Below are 19,305 nucleotides of genomic sequence, written 5' to 3' on the forward strand. Positions count from 1 at the left end.
ATCGACGCCGGTTTCGACCTGGCTGGCGCGGCACGGGAGCGAACTGCGCGCGACCGCATTCTTTTGCACGATGGGCCGGCGAGGCGACCTGACGGCATTCGGGCAGATGCAGGCACTGGCGCGGCAAGCGCCGCTCGCGACTTGCGCGATTTCCGGGCGCGATATCGGTCGCGGCTTGGCCGCCCGAAAGCTCGCGCGTTTTGCGCGGTCGATCGCCCGCCGGCTTGCCGCCGGCGAACGGCACACGAGCGCGGAGCAGGCAACGTGACGGCGCGGTCGGGGGGCGAGCGCGACTACGATCATGTGCTGGTCGGCGGCGGCATCGCCGGCGTGTCCGCCGCGCATGCGTTGCGGCGCGAAGATCCGTTCGCTCGTATCGCGATCCTGTGCGGCGAACACGTGCTTCCGTATCAGAGACAGCCGCTGACGAAGGAATTCCTCGCGGGAAACGTTGCCCCGGCGGCAATCGCGATCCACCCGGCAGGGTTCTACGAGATGCGCAGGATCGACCTGCATCTGGGCGCAAGGGTTGCGTCGGTCGACTGCGGTGCGCACGTCGTGAGGCTGGAGGATGGCGCCCCGATACGGTACGGCACGCTGCTGATCGCGACCGGTGCGGCGCCGCGACGCCTGACGGTGCCAGGGGCAACGCTGGCGGGCATCGGTCACCTTCACGATCTCGACGACGCGCTTGCGCTTCGCGACAACGCCGCCCGGCACCGGCGCCTGCTCGTCTTGGGCGGGGGCTTCACGGGTATCGAGGCGGCGGCCACGCTGCGCGAGCGCGGTCTGGAAGTCACGCTTGTCGAACGCTGCGAGCGGCTGTTGCCGCAACTGAATTCCGCTCGGCTGTCCGATCACTTTGCCGGACTGTGTGCGACACACGGTGTCGACGTTCGAACCGGAACGACGGTGGAGCGCTTCATCGGCACGCAATCGGTCGAGGCCGCCGTGCTCGCCGACGGCTGCGTCATCGAATGCGACCTCGTCGTGGTTGCCGTGGGCGTCGAGCCGAACTGCGGGTTTCTCGCAGGCAGCGGCATCGCGACAGCGGATGGCGTGCTTGTCGACGAATGCCTGCAAGCGTCGGACCCGGATGTCCACGCCGCCGGCGACGTCGCGCGGTTTCGCGATCCTGTATTCGGCGTGCAGAGGCGTATCGAGCATTGGGACAACGCGGTGCGCCAGGGGCGCCTTGCAGCCAGGAACATGCGCGGCGCGCGCCTGCCTTATCGCGATGTGTCGATTTTCTACGGAAATGTATTCGATGTGCCGTACAACTTCCTCGGCAACGCTGCCGATGCGACCGAAGTCGTCGAACAGGGCCGGTTCCCGCATGCTCCGTATTCGTTGCTCTATCTGAGACATCATGTCCTGCGTGCGGTGTTCTCGATCGGTGTGCGCGCGGACGAAATGACCGCTGCCGAGGAGACGATCCGCCATCGGGTCAATCTCGGCGCGCAAGTCGAGGCCGCGACACACGGCGGATTGCGGCTGCGCGAGCTGCCCGCGCAAACGGTCCTGATCCTGCAGGGCGGCGGTGCGCTCGGCGCATTCGAAAGCGGCGCGATCGCCGCGCTCGAGGCGCGGGGCGTTCGTCCGGATGTGGTCGCGGCCGTGTCGATCGGCGCGTTCAACGGCGCGATCGCCGCGAGCCATCCCGGGCATGCGGCCGAAGCACTCGACGCATTCTGGCGCGAATTGTCGATAAGGAGTCCGGTGGGTGTTCCATCGTGCGTCTATGCGGAACATGCGTTGCTCGCGTGGCACGTCGCGCTGTTCGGCGTTCCGAATTTCCTGCGGCCGCATTGGTGGCCTGACGGGATTCCATCGCCCGGGCTTGCTCCGTGGTGGACGAGTTGCTACGACACCCAACCAATGCTCGCGCTGCTGCGCCGCCATGTCGATTTCGATGCCTTGGCGGGCAGCGCCACGCGCCTGCTGCTCGGAGCCGTGGACGTGGAAAGCGGGGAGCGGCGCATCTTCGACAGCTATGTCGATCGCATCACCCCCGAGCATTTGCTCGCCAGCGGCAGCTTGCCGCCCGCGATGCCATGGACGCAAATCGATGGTCGTGCTTACTGGGATGGCGGCATCATCAGCAACTCGCCGCTCGATCTCGTGATCGAACGATGCGGGCGGATAGCAGGGCGCGTGTTCGTCGTCGATCTGTTTTCCGGGTCGCGCCCGTTGCCGTCGAACCTGCTCGAGGTCATGTTGCGGCGCGACGAGATCGTCTACGCCGATCGGGTTCGCAACGACCTGCGGTTCGAGGAAAACGCGAACGATTTTCGCGATCTCGTCGAACGTATCACCAGCCGGCTCGATCCCGAAACGGCGGCGCGCATGCGACAACTCCCGGAATACATCCGGCTGATGGGGAATCGTGCGCCCGTTCGGGTCTTCCGGATCGCGCTGGATCGCCTCGCCGGAGGCCGGGATACGTTCGCGCGCGACTTCGATTTTTCCGATACATCGATTGCGACGCTGTTCGAGCTCGGCCGCACCGCGGCGCTCGGGGTGCTCGCATCCGACGCGACGGAACCGCTCGGAGGCGCCGCCGGCCACCCTGGTCGAGCGAGGCCACCAGCGCCTTGAACGCCTTCCACTCCACGGCGAGGAGGACTTCGACGCTCGCGTGGCCCAGTGTGCGCATGTCGGTGGAAATTTCGAAGGCGGTGTCCAGATCCGGGGCGGTGAAAATGTCGAGATAGTCTTGGGAACCCACCAATGCGAAATTGTGCAGCCATTCGATCTGACCGCACGTTTTCTACAATCGGCGGACGGCGTGATGCTCGAGCTCGGCCAGTTTCTACGGCCTCCTGACTGCGTCCGGCGACAGGCGTGTGAGCATGACAAAGGCGGGCATGGCGAATCCTCGGCGTGTCGCTCTGCACAGGAGCCGGGAATGGGCGGCGATCACGCGACCGACGAAGTGCGTGCCGGACGTCGGCCGGACGAACACGATGGTCCCATCCCTTGGCCGAACCACGGAATCTCGGCGCCGAGCAACGCGACATACCGTGTCCAGCCCCCAGGGTTGTCGGCGAACAGCCACGCGCATACGGGCTCGGCGAGCGCATCGCGGTCGAGCGGTTCGTCGAGCAATAGTTGCGGCCACAGGCAGTACGCGTGGAGGACCGCGCGCGTGAATTCGCGCACGGTCATGTGCGCGAACACCTGGTTCAGCAGAGGGATGTCCGCGAGCATCGGCTGCGCGGCAAGTAGCGAATCGAGCGTCCTGTCATCCGGTTCGTATTCGAGCACGCAACTGAGCGTTCGCAGAATGCTGCCGAGGTGCACGAGCAAGGCGCGGCGAGCTTCGGTTTCGTTTGGCATGGGTGGCGTCCGGAGTGGCGGAGCGGATTGCTCCGCGTGTTCCCTTGAAATCTATGAGCGATATCGCGCGCGAACGTTGATGGAAGTCAAGCGCGATAGTCAGGGTCCGTCCGGAAATCGGCCGTCGCGGCATTGGCCGCGCATGCGCCGCCGCCCGTGCCGTCAGCAAGGCACCGCGTCGTTTTCGATCGGTGCCATGTGCGCCGCAGCCAGTATCGCGACGGCCTTGTCGTCGTCCATCTGCGAAAACGATCGATAGAGCGCGTCGGTCGAGAAGGCTTCGTCGGACTGCTCGATGCACACCACGTCGTCGGCATAGGGGCGGACTTCACATGGCGCACGCAACTTGCGCACGAGCACGGCGTCGAGAGCGCCATGCGGGTGCGTTGCTGCGCGCTTGCGCGAAATCCGGTTGTTGAAGTCGGGGCACGGTCGGGCCGGCGGTCGTCCCGATCATCTTCGAACCCCATGTGGCGATCAAAGCCGTTCGAGCCGTGCGAGGATCTCATCGGTCCGGCGCAGCAGCGTGCTGTTCCGCTCGGCCGTCTGCCTGACGGTATTCAGTCTTGCGCGCCAGTACGCGGGGTCGGTTACGGATGTCTGCGTATGGAAGCAGGATCCGGTTCGCTCCAGCAGCCGAATGGATCCCTCGATGTGTGAAAGCTCGCGTTCGACGTCACAGTACCAGTTCATGCGTGGTCTCCATTGCATTCGTTGACCCATGTTGGATTCCCGCTGTCGGTCGCGTGTTGATTTCACGCAATGCATCGAATTCGTCTGCTTTTTCAACGACTGAAAAACGATTCGCGGTATTGGGTCGAGCGTTTTTGACGCCGCACCGGGCGACGTGAAATTCGACGCGAAGACCTGGCAAACAATCCGGCCCGGTTTCGCGAGACATGCGCATCGGTGTTTCAACAGCATTGCGTCAGACGAATCGGGGAACGTTTCGATCGCGCGCCGGCCGGATGACCTGCATCAACAACGATTGCCCGGCAGGAGCGAATATTGACGTTCTCGCATGTCGATCCCGACCGCGATCGACATGTTCCGTGCCGTCTGCGTCTTCACGTTCATGATACGGAAACCATCATGCTCGCCTCGTTTACGAACACGTCAAATCGTCAGATCATTTCGCGTTCCGAAGCATTGACGCTGAGCGTGCCGGCTGCCACACATCACCAGCGTTACCCGGTCGACGCCGATGGCGACCGGCTGCTGAGTCCCCACGAAATCGCGATCCTGATGGTGCTCGCCAGCGAGCCGCGGCGCCAGCAGGGCGATCCCGCCGACCTGCGCTGCCTCGTCGATCGCGGCCTCGTTCGACTGGATGCGACGTCGCTCGACGAGGCGCCCGCCTGCCTGTCGGCCGACGGTCGTCAGATGGTGTTGCGACTCGCCAGACGCGATCGCGTCTGGCAACGGAAAAATGTCGACGTCACGATTGCGTGGCGCGCGATCACGTCGGAGACATTGGCCGGGATGGCGCACCACGCCGCGCGCTGACCTGTATCAATTCCACGCGGTGCAGCGGGAATTACCGTTGTTTTCATCGATCGCAGACAGGAGTCGATGGTCATGAAAAGCGACAGCGAGCTGAAGAAGGACGTCGAGCAGGAGCTTGAGTGGGACCCGTCGATCAATGCGGTGCGCATCGGTGTGGAAGTGCACGAACGCATCGTGACATTGACCGGACATGTCGGCAGCTATCTGGAAAAAGTCGCGGTGCGCAAGGCCGTCGAGCGTATCGAAGGCGTGCGCGGCATCGTGCTGGAACTCGGGGTGCAAACCGACGATGGCAAGCGTCGCTCGGACGAGGACATCGCCATCGCGGCACGCTCGCTCCTGAAGTGGGATGCGGGACTTGGCGAGCAGGCCGTGCAGGTGACGGTCGAGAACGGGTGCGTGACGCTGTCGGGCGAGGTGATGTGGAGTTACCAGATGCAGGAGGCGGAGCGGGCTGTCGAGCGGCTGCGCGGCGTCACCCGGATCATCAACGAGATTCATGTCCGGCCGCACCCGACACATTCCGACATCGCCGGCAAGATCCAGGCGGCCTTGATTCGGCATGCAACGGAAGAGGCCGCACACGTCGGCATTACCGTCCAGGATGGTTGCGTGACGTTGACCGGTCAGGTGGGCTCGCTGAGTGAGCGGCGGCTTGCCTTCGATGCCGCGTGGTCGGCGCCGGGCGTGCGCGACGTAGTCGATCAACTTACCGTTGCATGATGATCCGGGCGGCGGCGGACCTCGATCGAGCGTCCGCCTCGCCCCGGCCGGGAGAACGAACATGAATGCCGCGATGCTTTGTACCCGCGATGTCGCCATGTGTTCGGCACGGGCAACCGTCGTCGAGGCGGCGGAAATGATGCGCGACGCGCACGCCGGCGATCTGATCGTCGTGCGCGAACAGGAGGGGCGACGCGTGCCGGTCGGTATGGTGACCGATCGCGACATCGTGCTGACGGTGGTCAGCCCCGATGCGGAAGCCGGCTCGCTGTTCGTCGGTGACATCATGTCGACGCCTGTCGCAATCGCGAACGCCGACGACGACATCTGGCTGCTTGCGAAGCGGATGCGCCAGCACGGCGTTCGACGATTGCCGGTCGTCGGCGGCGACGGCGAACTGATCGGCATTGTCTCGCTCGACGATCTGCTGCGCGCGGCCGCGGCGCTGCTCGACGAGTTGCGGCTCGTGGCGGCCCGCCAACCGTATTTCGAGGAGAAGCAGCGTGGCTGATTCGGTCGGTTCCCGCTCCCGTCGCGCCGCGCATGATGCGGCGGCGGTCTCGATGCCGGTGCGATGTGCCCTTCGGGCGCGCGCGATCCCATGACACGCGGCCGGCATACCGGCCCGCGCACCTGGATGCGCCGGTGGCTCGGTGCAATCGGTTTCTGCCTGCTGCTGTCGAGCGCGACGACGTGGCTCGGCGCGATCCACGACCATCCTGTGAGCCCCGGTGTCGTGGCCGGCATGAACGCGCCGGAATGCGGGCGCGTGGGTGCTCGGCCGGCCGGATCGATGCTGACGACGCCGATTCCCGAACAGGACGTCTGCCTGTCGCTGTTCGTTTATCGCGCGTCGTATCCCGATGCCGCGAGCGACGTCGCGTCATACCGCACGTGGATCCTGCAGCAGCGGGTCGGTGAATTCTGGCAATTGTTCGGCTATGTGCTTCTGTTGTGGGCGGCGGTCCTGGGCCTTGTCGCCGGGCCGATATGGATCTTCATGCGGCGGGCCGGATATCGCCATCGCGGCTCGCGGCGCGGCCGATGATGGACGCGGCATGCGTTCGCACGGCAAAAGGAGAGGAACGATCATGACGATTTCCGGTGAACTGAACGACGCGGACTGGACCGTGGCGATCGAAACGGTTGGCGTCGCGACCGGCGGCTACCGCTGCCGTGTCCACGTGACGGTCCGCTCACCCGATTGCAGGTGCGAGCATGTCTTTCCACACCATCGGGTATTCGCGACTGAGCGCGAGGCAGCGCTGGAGGGGCTGCGCAGCGGAATGACATGGGTGGAAATGAAGAAATCGGACACGTTCACGTACTGACCGGCGGCGCTGCATGTGAACCGGCGAGCACGGTGGCACGAACGCTGCGCGTGCGGCACGACCTGGAGCCTGCAAATGCCGGGGCGCCGGCATCCCGCCGGGCGGCGGGCATGCGTTGATCCCGGTCAAAGCCGCGCGGGACGGCCTCAATACGATGGATCGCATCTCTGCACAGAAATGACGACCATGAACAGGCTCAGTCGCGCATGCCCTGTGCTCGTGCTGTGCGCGGCGGCCTGCTGCGTGCCGACGCAGCAGGCGCATGCGCAGCATGCACGCCACGTCCCCCGCCAGGATGTCCACGGCAGGGATTTCCACGGGCGGGACTTTTGCCACTTCGCGCCGACGGAGCGTGCGCGGTGGCGAGGCGGTCGATGGGTCCAGGACTGGCACGGCGGGCGTTACGCGTGGTGGTGGATCGTCGACGGCTACTGGTACATCTATCCTGAACCGATGTATCCGTACCCGACCTACATTCCGCCGGCGATCGTCGTTCAGCGGCCGCCGCCGACCCCGGCCCGGCTGCCGCCGGCACGCGCGTGGTACTACTGCAACGACCCGCGCGGATACTATCCATATGTCGCGTCATGCAATGGCGTGTGGACCGCGGTTCCGTCGAGTCCGGACCCGGCGTCGCAATGACGGAAGCGACGCTCGTTCGAAACGAGGCGGCCGCGTACCGGCTGCTCGATTGCGTGCGAGCGACGCGGGAGGGCACATGATGAACGGATCCTGGCCGGACGCTGACGTCGACGACGTGTTGCTGACGGATTGGTATGAACTGACGATGATGCAGGCCGCGTTCGATGCCGGAATGAACGACATGGCCAGCTTCGAGTTCTTCGTCAGGGCGTTGCCCGAGCATCGGGCATTCCTGATGGCGGCGGGGCTGGCGCCCGTCCTCGACTATCTGTCGGGTCTGCGCTTTACGGCCGCCACCCTCGAGCGACTGGCCGCGACCGGGCGCTTGCGAGCGGATTTCCTTGCGTCGCTCGCCGGCTTCCGCTTTACGGGCGCGGTCGACGCGATGCCGGAAGGCACGGTGTTCTTCGCCGACGAACCGATCCTGCGGATCACGGCGCCGCTTCGCGAGGCGCAGTTCGTCGAGAGCCGCGTGATGAACCTGCTCCATTACGCAACGCTGGTTGCGAGCAAGGCCGCACGCGCTGCGCTCGTCGCGCATGGCAGGTTGCTGGTCGACTTCGGCATGCGGCGCGCGCATGGCGCGGAGGCGGCGATGCTGTCCGCGCGGGCCAGCTTCCTGGCGGGTTTCGCCGGCACGGCGACCCTGCTCGCGGGGTTGCGCTACGACATTCCCGTGTACGGCACGATGGCGCATTCATACGTCCAGGCGCACGACGACGAAGCGCTCGCGTTCGAGCACTTTGCGAGATCGCAGCCGGATAACGCGTTACTGCTGATCGATACGTACGATACGGAGCGCGCGGCGCACAAGGTCGTTGAACTCGCGCGGCGCCTTGCGTCCGATAACGTGCGCATCAAGGGCGTCCGGATCGACAGCGGCGATCTGGCGGCGCACGCGCGCAACGTGCGCGCGATTCTCGATCATGGCGGCCTGACGGAAGCGACGATCTTCGCGAGCGGCAATCTCGATGAAATCCGGCTGCGAGAGCTTGTCCATCAGCATGCGCCAATCGACGGTTTCGGAATCGGCACACAGATGAGTACGTCGGCGGATGCACCGTGCCTCGACTGCGCGTACAAGCTCGTCGAGTATGCGGGCCGGGCGCGCTGCAAGCGATCCGAGGGCAAGGCCACGCTACCCGGCCGCAAGCAGGTGTTCCGGCAATACGACCGGGACGGCCGAATCGCCGCCGACAGCCTCGGACTCGACGGCGAGCGCAGCGACGGAATGCCGCTGTTGCGGCCCGTCATGATCGGCGGATCGCGACTCGCGGCCCCCACGCTCGGCGAGAGCCGCATTCATGCAATGCGCGAACTGTCCGCGCTGCCCGATTCGATGCAGGCGCTGGCGCCCGTCATGCCGATGCAGGCGGCGATTTCTCCGGCGCTGGCGACACTCGTCGCGCAGGAGAATGCCAGGCTGGACGCGTACGCGAGGCAGCAAGCGGCATGAACGATGCACGTATCCCGGCCGGCCGCGCGATCACGCTGAGCGACAAGGTGGTCGCATTGCGCGCGCCCTCGGCCTGGCCGGACGGCACGAGATCGGTCGAGGCGGTGGAGACGCACATGTCATGGGTATTCCTGACGGACCGGTACGCGTGGAAACTCAAGAAGCCCGTACGCGCGCCGCAACTCGATTTTCGAACGCTGGCCGCTCGCTATCGCTTCTGTTGCGAGGAGGTGCGTTTGAACCGTCGTCTTGCCGCCGATGTCTATCTCGATGTGGTGCCGCTCGTCGTCGACGCCCACGGTTGCCTGCGCGCGGACGGGCCCGGAGAAATCGTCGACTGGCTGGTCAGGATGCGGCGCCTGCCGGCCGCACGCATGCTCGACCGCGCGTTGTCGCGCGGCATGGCTACGGCAGACGATGCATATCGCATCGCGGTTCGCCTGAGCGCGTTCTACCATGCCCTGGCACCCGCGCGAATCGACGGTGCGGCGTATCGGGAAGCGCTGCGTCGCACGATCGACACCAATGAACGCGCGTTGTGCAAGCCGCTCGCGGGCCAGTCCGCCGATACCGTGCGGGCACTCTGCGCGCGGCAGCGATCGTTGCTCGTGTGCGAAGCCGCGCGCTTCGACCTGCGTGTGAGACAGGGGCATGTCGTCGAAGGGCACGGCGATCTGCGTCCCGAACACGTCTGCATCGACGATCCGGTCGCGATCATCGATTGCCTCGAATTCTGCAGACGACTGAGAATCCAGGATGCGGCGGACGAGGTCGGCTTTCTCGCGCTCGAATGCGAGCGTCTCGGCGCAGCGGGTTTCGCGGACAACCTGGTCGACGCTTGGCACTCGGTGAGCGGCGACGATGTCGATGACGGATGCGTGCATTTCTACCAGAGCTGCCGGGCCATGACGCGCGCGCGGCTCGCCGTGTGGCACCTGCGCGAGCCCGAATTCAGAGCGACGCCGGTCTGGCGCGATCGCGCGAGCACGTACATCGCGCTCGCCCGGCGGCACGCCGACGGCTGCGAGCGCACGTGGGTGGCAAGCCACGTCAGCGCCGCAGCAGGTCGGTGAGCGAGCCGCCGCGATGGATACGCGCAATCGCCTCGGCAAACAGCGGAGCGCTGTCGAGCACCGCGAGCTTGTCCTTGAGCGGCCCGGCCCGCACGCGCCAGGGCGGCACCGTGTCGGTCACGGCGACGCCGGCGAGCGCATCGCCGCCGAGCAGTACGGGCGCGTCATCAAAGAACATCCCATGCGTCGCGACCGCGTAGACGGATTGTGCGCCGAGCGTGCGGCAATCCTCGGCCGTGCGGGCCAATGTCGTCCCGGTACCGATCAGGTCGTCGACGATGACGGCGCAACGGCCGGCGACCTCGCCGACGATCGGCTTGGGCGTCACGATGCCGCCGCTGCGCAGCTTGCCGGCGAATGCCGCGTCGACCGGGCGCCCGATGCGCGTTTCCAGCCTCGCACGGAAATCCTCGGCCCGTCGCACGCCGCCTGCGTCGGGCGATACGACCACGACCGGCCGTTCGCCGGCTTGCGAGGCGAACCATTCGACCAGCATGCCGTTCGCCTCGAGATGCTCCGTCGGGCAGCGAAACGCGTTCTGGAACGCTGCGATGTTGTGGATGTCGATCGCGACGACACGATCGACACCCACTGCTTCGAGCAACATGGCGACATAGCGCGTGGATACCGGATCGCGCGGCTGAGACCGGCGGTCCTTGCGCGAGTAGCACAGGTAGGGCGTGACCGCGCAGACGCGTGCGGCCGACGCGTCCTTCAACGCACCGATGAAAAGCAGCAATCGGCACAGCTTGTCGTTGACGGAAATGCCTGGCTCTCCGTGCAGCGACTGAACGACGTAGACGTCGTGTCCGCGCACGCTGGCAAGCGCGCGCGTTTTGTGTTCACCGTCCTCGAACGGACGTTCCTCGTGCGCGGCGAGCGTGACGCCGAGACGGGCTGCGATTCGTTCGCCGAACGCGCGACACGAGGCGAACGCAAACAGGCTGAAAGGGAGTCGTTCCATGGCATGGCTACCTCGATTCATGCAGTCATCGATCGTCGCGCATCATGACGCACTTTGACGTGTTCAACGGTGATGCGGACGGCATCTGTTCGCTTCATCAGCTCCGGCTCGAGATGCCGGCCGAGTCGGTGCTCGTGACGGGGCCCAAGCGCGACATCGCGCTGCTCGCGCGCGTGTCGGCCGCCCGAGGGGACATCGTCACCGTGCTGGACGTTTCGCTCGACGTGAACCGCGCGGCGCTCGATGCGCTGCTGGCGCGCGGGGTCGATGTCGACTATTTCGATCACCACATGCCCGGCGCCGTGCCCGACCATCCGCGCCTTCACGCGCATCTCGACACGGCGCCGGACACCTGTACGAGTGTCATCGTCGACCGGTACCTGGCGGGCCGGCAGCGAATCTGGGCGGTGGTCGGCGCCTACGGCGACAATCTCGTCGGCGTGGCCGGCAGGCTCGCCGCCGCTTGCGGCCTGACCGACGCCGATGCCTACCGTCTGCAGGTGCTTGGCGAATCCGTCAATTACAACGGTTACGGCGATTGCCCGGACGACCTCTTCATGGCACCGCTGGCCATATACACGGCGGTGCGGCCATATGCGGACCCGCTCGAGTTCGCGAAGTCGCCGCTTGCGCGGCGGCTCGACGCCAACCGGCGACGCGATATCGCGCGTGCGGCGCGACAGCGCGCGAACATCGCGCTGCCGGGAGCGGACGTCTATATCCTCCCCGACACGCGCTGGGCGCGTCGCGTGCGCGGCGTTTTCGCCAATCGGCTCGCGCGTGGCGACGCGACACGCGCTCACGCGGTGCTGACGGTGTCGGCCTCGGGCGGGTACATCGTCAGCGTTCGCGCGCCCGTCGCCGCACCGTACGGCGCCGATCGTCTTTGTCGCGCATTTCCGGGGGGCGGCGGCCGGAAAGGGGCGGCCGGCATCAACGGGCTCGCGCCGGAGCGCCTCGACGCGTTCGTCGCGGCGCTGGCGAACGCGTACCCCGCCGCGTGAGCCGACGCAGGCACGCTCGTCGGTGCGGCACGGCATGGCCGGAACGAGTGTCATCGGGATGCTCCTGAACGGTGGCCGTTGCGCGGAAAGACTCGCTGCAATCGTGGCGCCGCGCAATGCGGGGCGGTTGATGCATGTCAAGCGTGCCGGCCGCTCCGCCCGGGAAGATGAACCGCCATCACCGGCGGGGAGAGGGGTCGTGGAGCACCATGCGGAGGTATTGCGGGGCGGGCGCTGGACGCTGCCCGTGCCGGGCTGGCGGGATCTCGCCGCGATGCTGATCGTGGTCGGTTTCCTGTTGCTGGCCGGCATCTCGGCGCGCCAGATGGCCGGCCCGCTGGCGGTGGCGCATCCGCCGGCCATTTCGCTGTCGCCCGCGGCGCTGCCCGGCTACACGCTGCGCACCGTCGCGCGCATGTTCGCGGCATTGCTCGCGTCGATCGTGTTCACGTTCGTCTACGCGACCGCGGCGGCGCGCAGCCGTCGCGCCGAGCGCGTGCTGATCCCGCTGCTCGACGTGTTGCAGTCGGTGCCGATCCTCGGCTACCTATCGTTTACGGTGCTGTTTTTCCTGTCGCTGTTTCCGGGGCGGATCCTCGGCGCCGAGTGCGCGGCGATCTTCGCGATCTTCACCAGCCAGGCGTGGAACATGACGTTCAGCTTCTATCAGGCGCTGCGCACGGTGCCGCTCGATCTCGACGAGGCCAGTCGCAGCTTCCGGTTGTCCGCATGGCAGCGCTTCTGGCGCCTCGACGTGCCGTTCGCGATGCCGGGACTCGTCTGGAACGCGATGATGTCGATGTCGGGCGGCTGGTTTTTCGTGGTCGCATCCGAGGCGATCGCGGTCGGCAACCTGCACGTCGACCTGCCGGGCGTCGGCGCCTACGTCGCGCAGGCGATCGCGAAACGCGACCTCGCTGCCGTGGGCTGGGCGATCGTCGCGATGAGCGTCGCGATCGTCCTGTACGACCAGTTGCTGTTCAGGCCGCTGGTCGCATGGTCGGAACGGTTCCGCTATGGCGATGCCGCGCCCACGGTCGCGTCGCGCAGCTGGATGCTCGACCTGTTCCACCGATCGAGATGGATGGGCCGTGCGAGCGGCCCGGTCCGGGCGCTGCTGCGCCGTGCGGCGCGCGCGCGGCTGCGCGGGTTCATGTCGGCATGGCGCGACCGGATCGTGCTGCCGCGACGCACGGGCGACGTGCTCTGGTTCGCGCTGTGCGGCGCGGGATGCGCGTATGCGGCGTATGAACTGTTCCGGCTCGGCCGCGCGACGCTCACCTGGACGGACCTGCGCGTCGTCGCAAGCGAAGGAGGGCTCACGTTCGTCCGCGTGACGGTGCTGGTCACCCTCGCGTCGATGATCTGGGTGCCGATCGGCATCGCGATCGGCCTCCGGCCGGGCGTGGCCGCCCGCATCCAGCCGGTCACGCAGTTCCTCGCCGCGTTTCCGGCCAACCTGCTGTTTCCGGTCGCGGTGTTCGCGATCGTGCGCCTGCGGCTCCAACCCGACATCTGGCTGTGCCCGCTGATGATATTGGGCGCGCAATGGTATGTGCTGTTCAACGTGATTGCGGGTGCGAGCGCATTCCCGGCCGACCTGCGCGAAGCGGCCGCATGCTTCCGCGTGCGGCCGGCGACCTGGTGGCGACACGTCATGCTGCCGGGCGTCCTGCCGTACTTCGTGACGGGCGCGATTACCGCGTCGGGCGGCGCATGGAACGCGAGCATCGTCGCCGAGGCCGTGAGCTGGGGCAGCACACGCCTGGATGCCGGCGGACTCGGCGCCTATATCGCGCGGATGACCGACGCCGGCGACTATCCGCGCATCGCGCTCGGCGTCGCCGTGATGTCGCTGCTCGTGATCGCGACCAACCGGCTCGTGTGGCGCCCGATGTATGCGTTCGCGGAGCGCCGCACACGGCTCGATTGAGCCCTCGATCGATCATTTACTCACGGGAGACCCGCGTGCCGAACCTCAGCGAATGCACGGAAGGGAACGTCGCGAGCGCGGCTGCGCCGACTTCGGAGGAGGCGGCCGTCGTGCTCGAGATGCGCGCCGTATGCAAGTCGTTCACGAAGCCGTCCGGCGAACCGCTGCACGTGCTGGCCGATATCGACCTCGCGTTGCATGAAGGCGAGATCCTGGGGCTGCTGGGCCGCTCGGGCTCGGGCAAATCCACGCTGCTGAGGATCGCCGGCGGGCTCGTCAAGCCCTCGTCCGGCGCGGTGACCTATCGCGGTGCACCGCTCGACGGTCCGACCGACGGCATCGCAGTGGTATTCCAGACCTTCGCGCTGTACCCGTGGCTGACCGTCATCGAAAACGTCGAGCTTGGCCTCGACGCGCAGGGCCTGGCGTCAGAGGACGCACGCGCACGCGCGGCCGCCGCGATCGAGCTGATCGGTCTCGACGGGTTCGAATCGGCGTTTCCCCGCGAGCTGTCGGGCGGCATGCGTCAGCGAGTGGGGTTCGCCCGCGCGCTCGTCAGCGAACCCGTGCTGATGTTGATGGACGAGCCGTTCTCGGCGCTCGACGTGCTGACCGCGGAAACGCTGCGCACCGATTTTCTCGACCTGTGGGACGCGCACCAGCTGTCGATCCGGTCGGTGCTGATGGTGACGCATAACATCGAGGAAGCCGTGCTCATGTGCGATCGCATTCTGGTGCTCGGCGCTGGTCCGGCGCACATCGAGGCGACGCTGAACGTGCCGCTGCCGCGTCCGCGCAGTCGGCATGATCCGGCCGTTCAGGCGATCGTCGGCAGGATCTATGCGACGCTGACCGCACGCATCACCGACGCGACGGCGGGCCGGGCGGCGACAGGCAGTGCGCTGGCCATGAAGCTGCCCGACGTGTCGAGCCACCATCTCGCCGGATTCGTCGACGCGCTCGCGGCCGCGCCGTACGACGGCCATGCGGAGCTCGGCACGATTGCATCGGCGCTCGCGCTGCGGACCGACGCGCTGTATTCGACGGCGGCCGCGCTTCATCTGCTCGCGTTTGCCGAATGGCACGACCGGACCATCCGGCTGAGTGCCGCGGGCCATGTGTTCGCGCAAAGCGACGACGATGCGCGGCGGCGTCTGTTCAGCGAACATCTCGTCCGGTTCGTGCCGCTCGCCGCGCATATCGACGAAGTGCTGGGCGAACGCGAAGGGCATCGCGCGCCGCGCGAGCGTTTCGAGCTCGAACTCGAGGATCATCTCGATCCGCGCAGCGCGGACCAGGCGCTGCGGGTCGTGACCGACTGGGGCCGCTACGCGGGACTGTTCGACTACGACGACCATACCCGGACGTTCGGCCGCTGACCGTTCGGGCCGCACGTCGGCTACGTGCTTGATCGGCATCAAGCGTCGCGCGGCGGCGCGTGCGACGCTGGAAGAACCGTCGACGCGACCGCGTCGATCCGGCAGACAAGCTCCGCAACTCGCCATCAATGACCGTTCACGGGAGGACTGACCATGAACTGGCTTTCCGAATACTTCGCCCAGCGCACGAGCCCGCTGTCGCTTTCGCTCTGGGCTCATCCGCCGCTCGCGCTCGGGCCCGACGGCCCGATCTGTCGCGAGCCTTACCGCCTGCCGTATCCGGGTGTTGAACTCGTTTTCACGCCGGCGGAGGCGGTCGAGCGCGGCGGGAAGACCTACACGCTGCCGGCGCATTACGACTCACGGGGGCTGCTTGCCGCGCGCAGCACGGCGCACGACGAGGCCGCGTCGTTCTTCCGCGAGGTGACGATTTTCGCGCCATCGCAGTTCAATCGCGACTTCGTCGTGACGGTCAATGGCGAATTTTCCTTCGTGCCGACGTTCTGGCAGGACGGGTCGCCCGGTTTTTCGGGCGTCTGCGTGCCTGCGGGGAGCGGTCGCACGACAGGCGAGAGAGCCGGCCCGCCGTGGCTGTTTCAGGGATATCTCAGCATCTAGTTCGCGCCATCGGCGGGATCGACGGGAACACGCGTCACGCGCGCTCGTCCGCGCGTTTTCGCCAGAAGGCGAGGCACACGAGCGCGCCGAGCATGCCGCCGAGATGGGCGAAATGTGCGACGCCGCTCGTGTCGCCGCTGAGCCCGGACAGCAATTCGGTCAACGCATAACCGGTCGCGAAGAGCCACGCGGGCATCGGTACCGGCGGAAACAGCAGCACGACGCGCCGTTTCGGAAACAGCACGGCGTAGGCGATCAGCGCGCCGAACACGCCGGCCGACGCACCGACGGTCGGCGCGTCGCTGGGCGGCAGCGCGCGGATCACCGCGAGCTGCGTGATCGCGCCGGCCAGCACACTCGCCAGATAGAGCGCGAGAAAGCGCGCACGCCCGAGCACACGTTCGACGTCGCGACCGAACATGTAGAGCCCGAACATGTTGAACGCGATGTGGGCGAGACTGGCATGCAGCACGCTGTAGGTCAGCAACTGCCAGACGTGGAAGTCCGGTGTTGCCGGCGCGCCCGGTCGTGCGGGCGGCCATAGCGCGAACAGGTCGATGAGCACCGGCCAGCCGCTCGCCTCGGCGATGAACACGGCGACGTTCACCAGAATCAACGCGAAGGTCATGGCGACGGAATCCGAGGAGAGATGTGGCGTTGCCGGCCAGCGGTGCGGCCGGATCCAATTTTCACGATATACCGTCACGTTAGCGATGCCGCGTGCATGGCCGTTGCGGCAGATCATGGACGTCGCCAGTTGCAGCTTTCCGGCCGAACCGGATTGCCTCAAATGCGTCAGCCGTCGACGGCGAGCCGCAGGTTGACGTGCGTCAAGGCCGCCCGGGGCGCCGCGCTTACCCTGAACTCGGGAAACATGCGTCGCCGCGGGGCGGTGCGCATGCGTATCGTCCACGCAAAGGGCAACGGGAGCCTCATCATGCACATCGGAAGAATCAGTACCCAACCGGTCGAATCGTGCACGGCCGAATGCAGTGCGTTTGAACTGGCCGATCGCATGCGGCACGCGCATGTCGGCGACATCGTCGTGATCGAGTACCGCAATGGCGAAGCCATTCCGATCGGCCTGGTCACCGATCGCGACCTGGTGATCGAAGTGATGGCCCGAGGCGACGATCCGGGCGACGTGACGGCAGGCCAGATCATGTCGCGCGGTCTCGTCGTCGTGTCAGACACGGACGAGATTGGCGTGGCGCTCGAGGAGATGCGCCGCTCGGGCATCCGGAGGCTGCCGGTCGTCGACGATGCCGGCCGCCTCGCGGGCATCGTGACGCTCGACGATATCGTCGAGCATCTCGCGGGGCTGCTCGGCGGTGTCGCCGAAGTCGGCAAGCTGCAGCAGATCGAGGAGCAGCGTTTTCGCGCGTGACGCTGCGGCGCCGGGAGGGGGCGGCGCCCGGCGAGGCCGGGCTGCTTTCCCGAGGCATTCGCACCGCACGCTTACGTGTGCAGCGTGGCGAACAACGGCGCCCAGAACGCGCGGCTTTCGTACGCCGTGGCATCGCAATCGGTGTCGAAACGAATCGCGATCGCGGCTTCGGCTTCGGTCAGCGGGTCGGCATGCTCGATCTGCCGGGCCAGCACCGCGGTGTCGGCGTCGGACGCATCGCGTCCGCGTGCCGCCCGGGCCGCGACGCGCGCGGCGAGCGTCGCCCCACTCGCGGTGAAGTCGAGCATCGCGACGCGGACGCCAAGCCGTGCGGCGAGGGCGACGAACGCCGTCCGGTTGTGTCGGCGCAGGAACGTCGCGTCGACGATCGCCGTGTAGCCGCTGTCGAGAACCACGCGAGCCTCCGAAAGCAGTCTTTCGTAGATCTCGTCGATCGCCGTGTCCGAGTAGGCGCCGGGGGACAGGCGCGTATTGTCCGCTGTACCAGCCAGGCGTTTGCGCTCGACGTCGCTGGACAACCGGATGGCGCCGAGTTGCGCGGCCAGTGCACGGCTGGCCAGCGATTTGCCCGAGCCGGAAACCCCGTGACACAACAGCAACGCCGGCTGCGCATCGCGTCGTGCAGCTGCCATCGCCGACGCAGTGCGCAGATAGCCGGCGCGCGCCGCTTCGTCGCCGCGCAGCCGGGCGGTCAGTGCGCGTACCAGCGCACGGTAGACGACGTAGCACGGCAGCACGCCCAGTGCCGCATGGTCGCCCGTGCGCGCGAGCCAGGCTGACAGCAGGCGGTGGGCGCAATCCTCGCGTCCGTGGGCCGAGAAATCCATCAGCGCGAATGCGAGATCGCTCGCCACGTCGATCCAGCGCAGCGCGTCGTCGAATTCGATGCAGTCGAACATCAGGATCCGGTTCCGCCAGCGCACGATGTTCTCGAGGTGCAGGTCGCCGTGACACGCACGCACGAAACCGAGCGCGTGCCGATCGGCGAGCATCGGCGCGATGCGGGTCAGTTCGGCTTCGTACCAGGCGCGCAGCGCGGCTTCGTCCGGCGCCGCGACGTCGAGCGTATCGAGCAACGGCCGGCACTGGGCCGCGACACTCGCCGCGCTGCCGTGATGGCCGCGCGGCGCACGGCGCGGCGCATGCAGATGATGGCGGGCGAGCATATCGGCGAGGGCATCCGCGTCCGCCAGACCGTCATCACGCGATGCGCTGCGAACCGACAACATCGCCTGCGCGTCGAACCGGCGCATGCGCACCACATACTCGCCCGGCACCGTCCGTTGCCTGCGCCGGCGGCCGCCGATCGGCACCGGTGCGGCGAACGCGCATCGCCGGCCGTGCGCGACGAGCGGCCAGACACCCAGGTACAGCGGGCCGGCGAACGGCCGATTGAGCGCGCACTCCGCGAGCGCGCAGCGGCGCCGCTGCGCAGGCCGCATGAGATCGACGAAGGCGAAGCGCACCGGCTTGATGCGCTTGTACGCATAGCGTCCGGCCAGATAAACGACGGACAGGTGAGTTTCGATCCGCTCGATCCGGCCTGCGGGGTGGGGATAGGTGGCGGGTCGGCGCATCGCGCGATCGAATTGCGTCGACGTTCGTCGTGCATTTCCGCGATTCAGCGCGAACGGGACATGCGGCGCTCGGGACATGATGAACGGTTGGGTCATATGCGGCGCGCGTATGTGTTGGCGCACCGCCGGGTTGGATTCGAAACGAGCACACACGTTCTCGTCTGCCCGATGCTGCAGTATCCGGCTGGCAGACCAGGCGTGACCGGCTCGACGAATCCTATTGCAACCGACCAGGGTGCTTTCCGGCTTGATGCCAGTCAAGCGAGCCGCGCGACGGGGGCGCTTGACGCAGGTCAACGGCATTCACCGGAGCGGCAATACAGTCGGTTCCAGAGATAGCGTAAAGCAGCGC

The 19,305-nt window shown here is 66.9% G+C and carries 20 protein-coding genes and 1 pseudogene; 14 read left to right on the top strand and 7 right to left on the bottom strand.

From position 1 onward, the window contains the following. Nucleotides 1-264: 264 nt before the first annotated feature. A complete protein-coding gene (locus WS51_RS27535) occupies nt 265-2,598 on the top strand; it encodes an FAD-dependent oxidoreductase (protein ID WP_069230123.1) in 2,334 nt (777 codons plus the stop codon). 49 nt (nt 2,599-2,647) lie between these two features. Here WS51_RS27535 and WS51_RS32940 read toward each other — a convergent pair. The 4 genes and pseudogenes from WS51_RS32940 to WS51_RS27550 form a co-directional block, all read right to left on the bottom strand. Beyond that, nucleotides 2,648-2,728 (bottom strand): annotated as a pseudogene (locus WS51_RS32940) (GYD domain-containing protein); the annotation flags it as partial. A 191-nt stretch (nt 2,729-2,919) separates the two neighbouring features. Beyond that, nucleotides 2,920-3,339 (bottom strand): hypothetical protein, encoded by a 420-nt coding sequence (locus WS51_RS27540; RefSeq protein WP_059799296.1) that lies wholly within the window; start codon nt 3,337-3,339, stop codon nt 2,920-2,922. Between the two features lie 162 nt (nt 3,340-3,501). Then, nucleotides 3,502-3,699 (bottom strand): hypothetical protein, encoded by a 198-nt coding sequence (locus WS51_RS27545; protein WP_059505012.1) that lies wholly within the window; start codon nt 3,697-3,699, stop codon nt 3,502-3,504. Nucleotides 3,700-3,816: 117 nt separating this feature from the next. Continuing rightward, on the bottom strand, nt 3,817-4,032 hold the full coding sequence (locus WS51_RS27550) for a hypothetical protein (RefSeq protein ID WP_059505010.1): 216 nt from the start codon (nt 4,030-4,032) through the stop codon (nt 3,817-3,819). 399 nt (nt 4,033-4,431) lie between these two features. On the opposite strand from WS51_RS27550, the gene WS51_RS27555 reads away from it, so the two are divergent. From WS51_RS27555 to WS51_RS27590, 8 genes are all read left to right on the top strand, one after another. Next, the gene (locus WS51_RS27555; protein WP_059505009.1) at nt 4,432-4,845 is read left to right on the top strand and encodes a hypothetical protein; all 414 of its coding nucleotides are present in this window, start codon (nt 4,432-4,434) and stop codon (nt 4,843-4,845) included. A gap of 72 nt (nt 4,846-4,917) precedes the next feature. Beyond that, complete coding sequence (locus tag WS51_RS27560) at nt 4,918-5,568, top strand: BON domain-containing protein (protein WP_059505364.1); 651 nt, start codon at nt 4,918-4,920, stop codon at nt 5,566-5,568. 61 nt (nt 5,569-5,629) lie between these two features. After that, on the top strand, nt 5,630-6,079 hold the full coding sequence (locus WS51_RS27565; protein WP_059505008.1) for a CBS domain-containing protein: 450 nt from the start codon (nt 5,630-5,632) through the stop codon (nt 6,077-6,079). Nucleotides 6,080-6,169: 90 nt separating this feature from the next. Then, entirely contained in the window at nt 6,170-6,616 is a 447-nt protein-coding gene (locus tag WS51_RS27570) for a hypothetical protein (protein WP_069228017.1), read from the top strand. Between the two features lie 43 nt (nt 6,617-6,659). Then, nucleotides 6,660-6,899, top strand: coding sequence for a hypothetical protein (locus WS51_RS27575; protein WP_059505006.1), 240 nt, complete (start codon nt 6,660-6,662; stop codon nt 6,897-6,899). Between the two features lie 186 nt (nt 6,900-7,085). After that, nucleotides 7,086-7,541, top strand: coding sequence for a hypothetical protein (locus WS51_RS27580; protein ID WP_059505362.1), 456 nt, complete (start codon nt 7,086-7,088; stop codon nt 7,539-7,541). Between the two features lie 79 nt (nt 7,542-7,620). After that, complete coding sequence (locus tag WS51_RS27585) at nt 7,621-8,997, top strand: nicotinate phosphoribosyltransferase (protein WP_059505360.1); 1,377 nt, start codon at nt 7,621-7,623, stop codon at nt 8,995-8,997. Then, nucleotides 8,994-10,070: a hypothetical protein gene (locus WS51_RS27590; RefSeq protein WP_059505005.1), complete on the top strand. Its 1,077-nt coding sequence runs from the start codon at nt 8,994-8,996 to the stop codon at nt 10,068-10,070. Before WS51_RS27585 ends, WS51_RS27590 begins: the two co-directional genes overlap by 4 nt. On the opposite strand, the gene WS51_RS27595 is transcribed toward WS51_RS27590, so the two are convergent. Beyond that, nucleotides 10,048-11,034 (bottom strand): ribose-phosphate diphosphokinase, encoded by a 987-nt coding sequence (locus WS51_RS27595; protein WP_208606693.1) that lies wholly within the window; start codon nt 11,032-11,034, stop codon nt 10,048-10,050. The genes WS51_RS27590 and WS51_RS27595 overlap by 23 nt on opposite strands. A gap of 44 nt (nt 11,035-11,078) precedes the next feature. Between WS51_RS27595 and WS51_RS27600 the strand changes: the two genes are divergently transcribed. The 4 genes from WS51_RS27600 to WS51_RS27615 all read left to right on the top strand — a co-directional run bounded on the left by WS51_RS27600 (nt 11,079) and on the right by WS51_RS27615 (nt 15,968). Next, nucleotides 11,079-12,038: an acetyltransferase gene (locus WS51_RS27600; RefSeq protein ID WP_069230125.1), complete on the top strand. Its 960-nt coding sequence runs from the start codon at nt 11,079-11,081 to the stop codon at nt 12,036-12,038. Between the two features lie 199 nt (nt 12,039-12,237). Beyond that, nucleotides 12,238-13,971, top strand: a complete 1,734-nt coding sequence (locus WS51_RS27605; RefSeq protein ID WP_069230126.1) for an ABC transporter permease — start codon at nt 12,238-12,240, stop codon at nt 13,969-13,971. A gap of 119 nt (nt 13,972-14,090) precedes the next feature. Beyond that, nucleotides 14,091-15,350: an ABC transporter ATP-binding protein gene (locus tag WS51_RS27610; protein WP_059541647.1), complete on the top strand. Its 1,260-nt coding sequence runs from the start codon at nt 14,091-14,093 to the stop codon at nt 15,348-15,350. A 153-nt stretch (nt 15,351-15,503) separates the two neighbouring features. Beyond that, nucleotides 15,504-15,968, top strand: coding sequence for a hypothetical protein (locus WS51_RS27615; protein WP_069230127.1), 465 nt, complete (start codon nt 15,504-15,506; stop codon nt 15,966-15,968). A 34-nt stretch (nt 15,969-16,002) separates the two neighbouring features. Here WS51_RS27615 and WS51_RS27620 read toward each other — a convergent pair whose 3' ends face one another. Beyond that, nucleotides 16,003-16,596: a rhomboid family intramembrane serine protease gene (locus tag WS51_RS27620; RefSeq protein ID WP_059504996.1), complete on the bottom strand. Its 594-nt coding sequence runs from the start codon at nt 16,594-16,596 to the stop codon at nt 16,003-16,005. 309 nt (nt 16,597-16,905) lie between these two features. Between WS51_RS27620 and WS51_RS27625 the strand changes: the two genes are divergently transcribed. Further along, entirely contained in the window at nt 16,906-17,355 is a 450-nt protein-coding gene (locus WS51_RS27625; RefSeq protein ID WP_009690614.1) for a CBS domain-containing protein, read from the top strand. 71 nt (nt 17,356-17,426) lie between these two features. Here the strand turns inward: WS51_RS27625 and WS51_RS27630 are convergent, their stop codons facing one another. Beyond that, nucleotides 17,427-19,031, bottom strand: a complete 1,605-nt coding sequence (locus WS51_RS27630; protein WP_059951646.1) for a bifunctional aminoglycoside phosphotransferase/ATP-binding protein — start codon at nt 19,029-19,031, stop codon at nt 17,427-17,429. Nucleotides 19,032-19,305 lie beyond the last annotated feature (274 nt).

Source organism: Burkholderia territorii, from assembly GCF_001718335.1.
GTDB classification, from domain to species: domain Bacteria; phylum Pseudomonadota; class Gammaproteobacteria; order Burkholderiales; family Burkholderiaceae; genus Burkholderia; species Burkholderia territorii.

Excerpts from the sequence above, each read along its gene's own strand:
- WS51_RS27540 (WP_059799296.1), bottom strand. The coding sequence starts at position 3,339 with ATGCCAAACGAAACCGAAGCTCGCCGCGCCTTGCTCGTGCACCTCGGC.
- WS51_RS27550 (WP_059505010.1), bottom strand. The coding sequence starts at position 4,032 with ATGAACTGGTACTGTGACGTCGAACGCGAGCTTTCACACATCGAGGGA.
- WS51_RS27555 (WP_059505009.1), top strand. The coding sequence starts at position 4,432 with ATGCTCGCCTCGTTTACGAACACGTCAAATCGTCAGATCATTTCGCGT.
- WS51_RS27560 (WP_059505364.1), top strand. The coding sequence starts at position 4,918 with ATGAAAAGCGACAGCGAGCTGAAGAAGGACGTCGAGCAGGAGCTTGAG.
- WS51_RS27565 (WP_059505008.1), top strand. The coding sequence starts at position 5,630 with ATGAATGCCGCGATGCTTTGTACCCGCGATGTCGCCATGTGTTCGGCA.
- WS51_RS27570 (WP_069228017.1), top strand. The coding sequence starts at position 6,170 with ATGACACGCGGCCGGCATACCGGCCCGCGCACCTGGATGCGCCGGTGG.
- WS51_RS27575 (WP_059505006.1), top strand. The coding sequence starts at position 6,660 with ATGACGATTTCCGGTGAACTGAACGACGCGGACTGGACCGTGGCGATC.
- WS51_RS27580 (WP_059505362.1), top strand. The coding sequence starts at position 7,086 with ATGAACAGGCTCAGTCGCGCATGCCCTGTGCTCGTGCTGTGCGCGGCG.
- WS51_RS27585 (WP_059505360.1), top strand. The coding sequence starts at position 7,621 with ATGAACGGATCCTGGCCGGACGCTGACGTCGACGACGTGTTGCTGACG.
- WS51_RS27590 (WP_059505005.1), top strand. The coding sequence starts at position 8,994 with ATGAACGATGCACGTATCCCGGCCGGCCGCGCGATCACGCTGAGCGAC.
- WS51_RS27595 (WP_208606693.1), bottom strand. The coding sequence starts at position 11,034 with ATGGAACGACTCCCTTTCAGCCTGTTTGCGTTCGCCTCGTGTCGCGCG.
- WS51_RS27600 (WP_069230125.1), top strand. The coding sequence starts at position 11,079 with ATGACGCACTTTGACGTGTTCAACGGTGATGCGGACGGCATCTGTTCG.
- WS51_RS27610 (WP_059541647.1), top strand. The coding sequence starts at position 14,091 with ATGCGCGCCGTATGCAAGTCGTTCACGAAGCCGTCCGGCGAACCGCTG.
- WS51_RS27615 (WP_069230127.1), top strand. The coding sequence starts at position 15,504 with ATGAACTGGCTTTCCGAATACTTCGCCCAGCGCACGAGCCCGCTGTCG.
- WS51_RS27620 (WP_059504996.1), bottom strand. The coding sequence starts at position 16,596 with ATGACCTTCGCGTTGATTCTGGTGAACGTCGCCGTGTTCATCGCCGAG.
- WS51_RS27625 (WP_009690614.1), top strand. The coding sequence starts at position 16,906 with ATGCACATCGGAAGAATCAGTACCCAACCGGTCGAATCGTGCACGGCC.
- WS51_RS27630 (WP_059951646.1), bottom strand. The coding sequence starts at position 19,031 with ATGTCCCGAGCGCCGCATGTCCCGTTCGCGCTGAATCGCGGAAATGCA.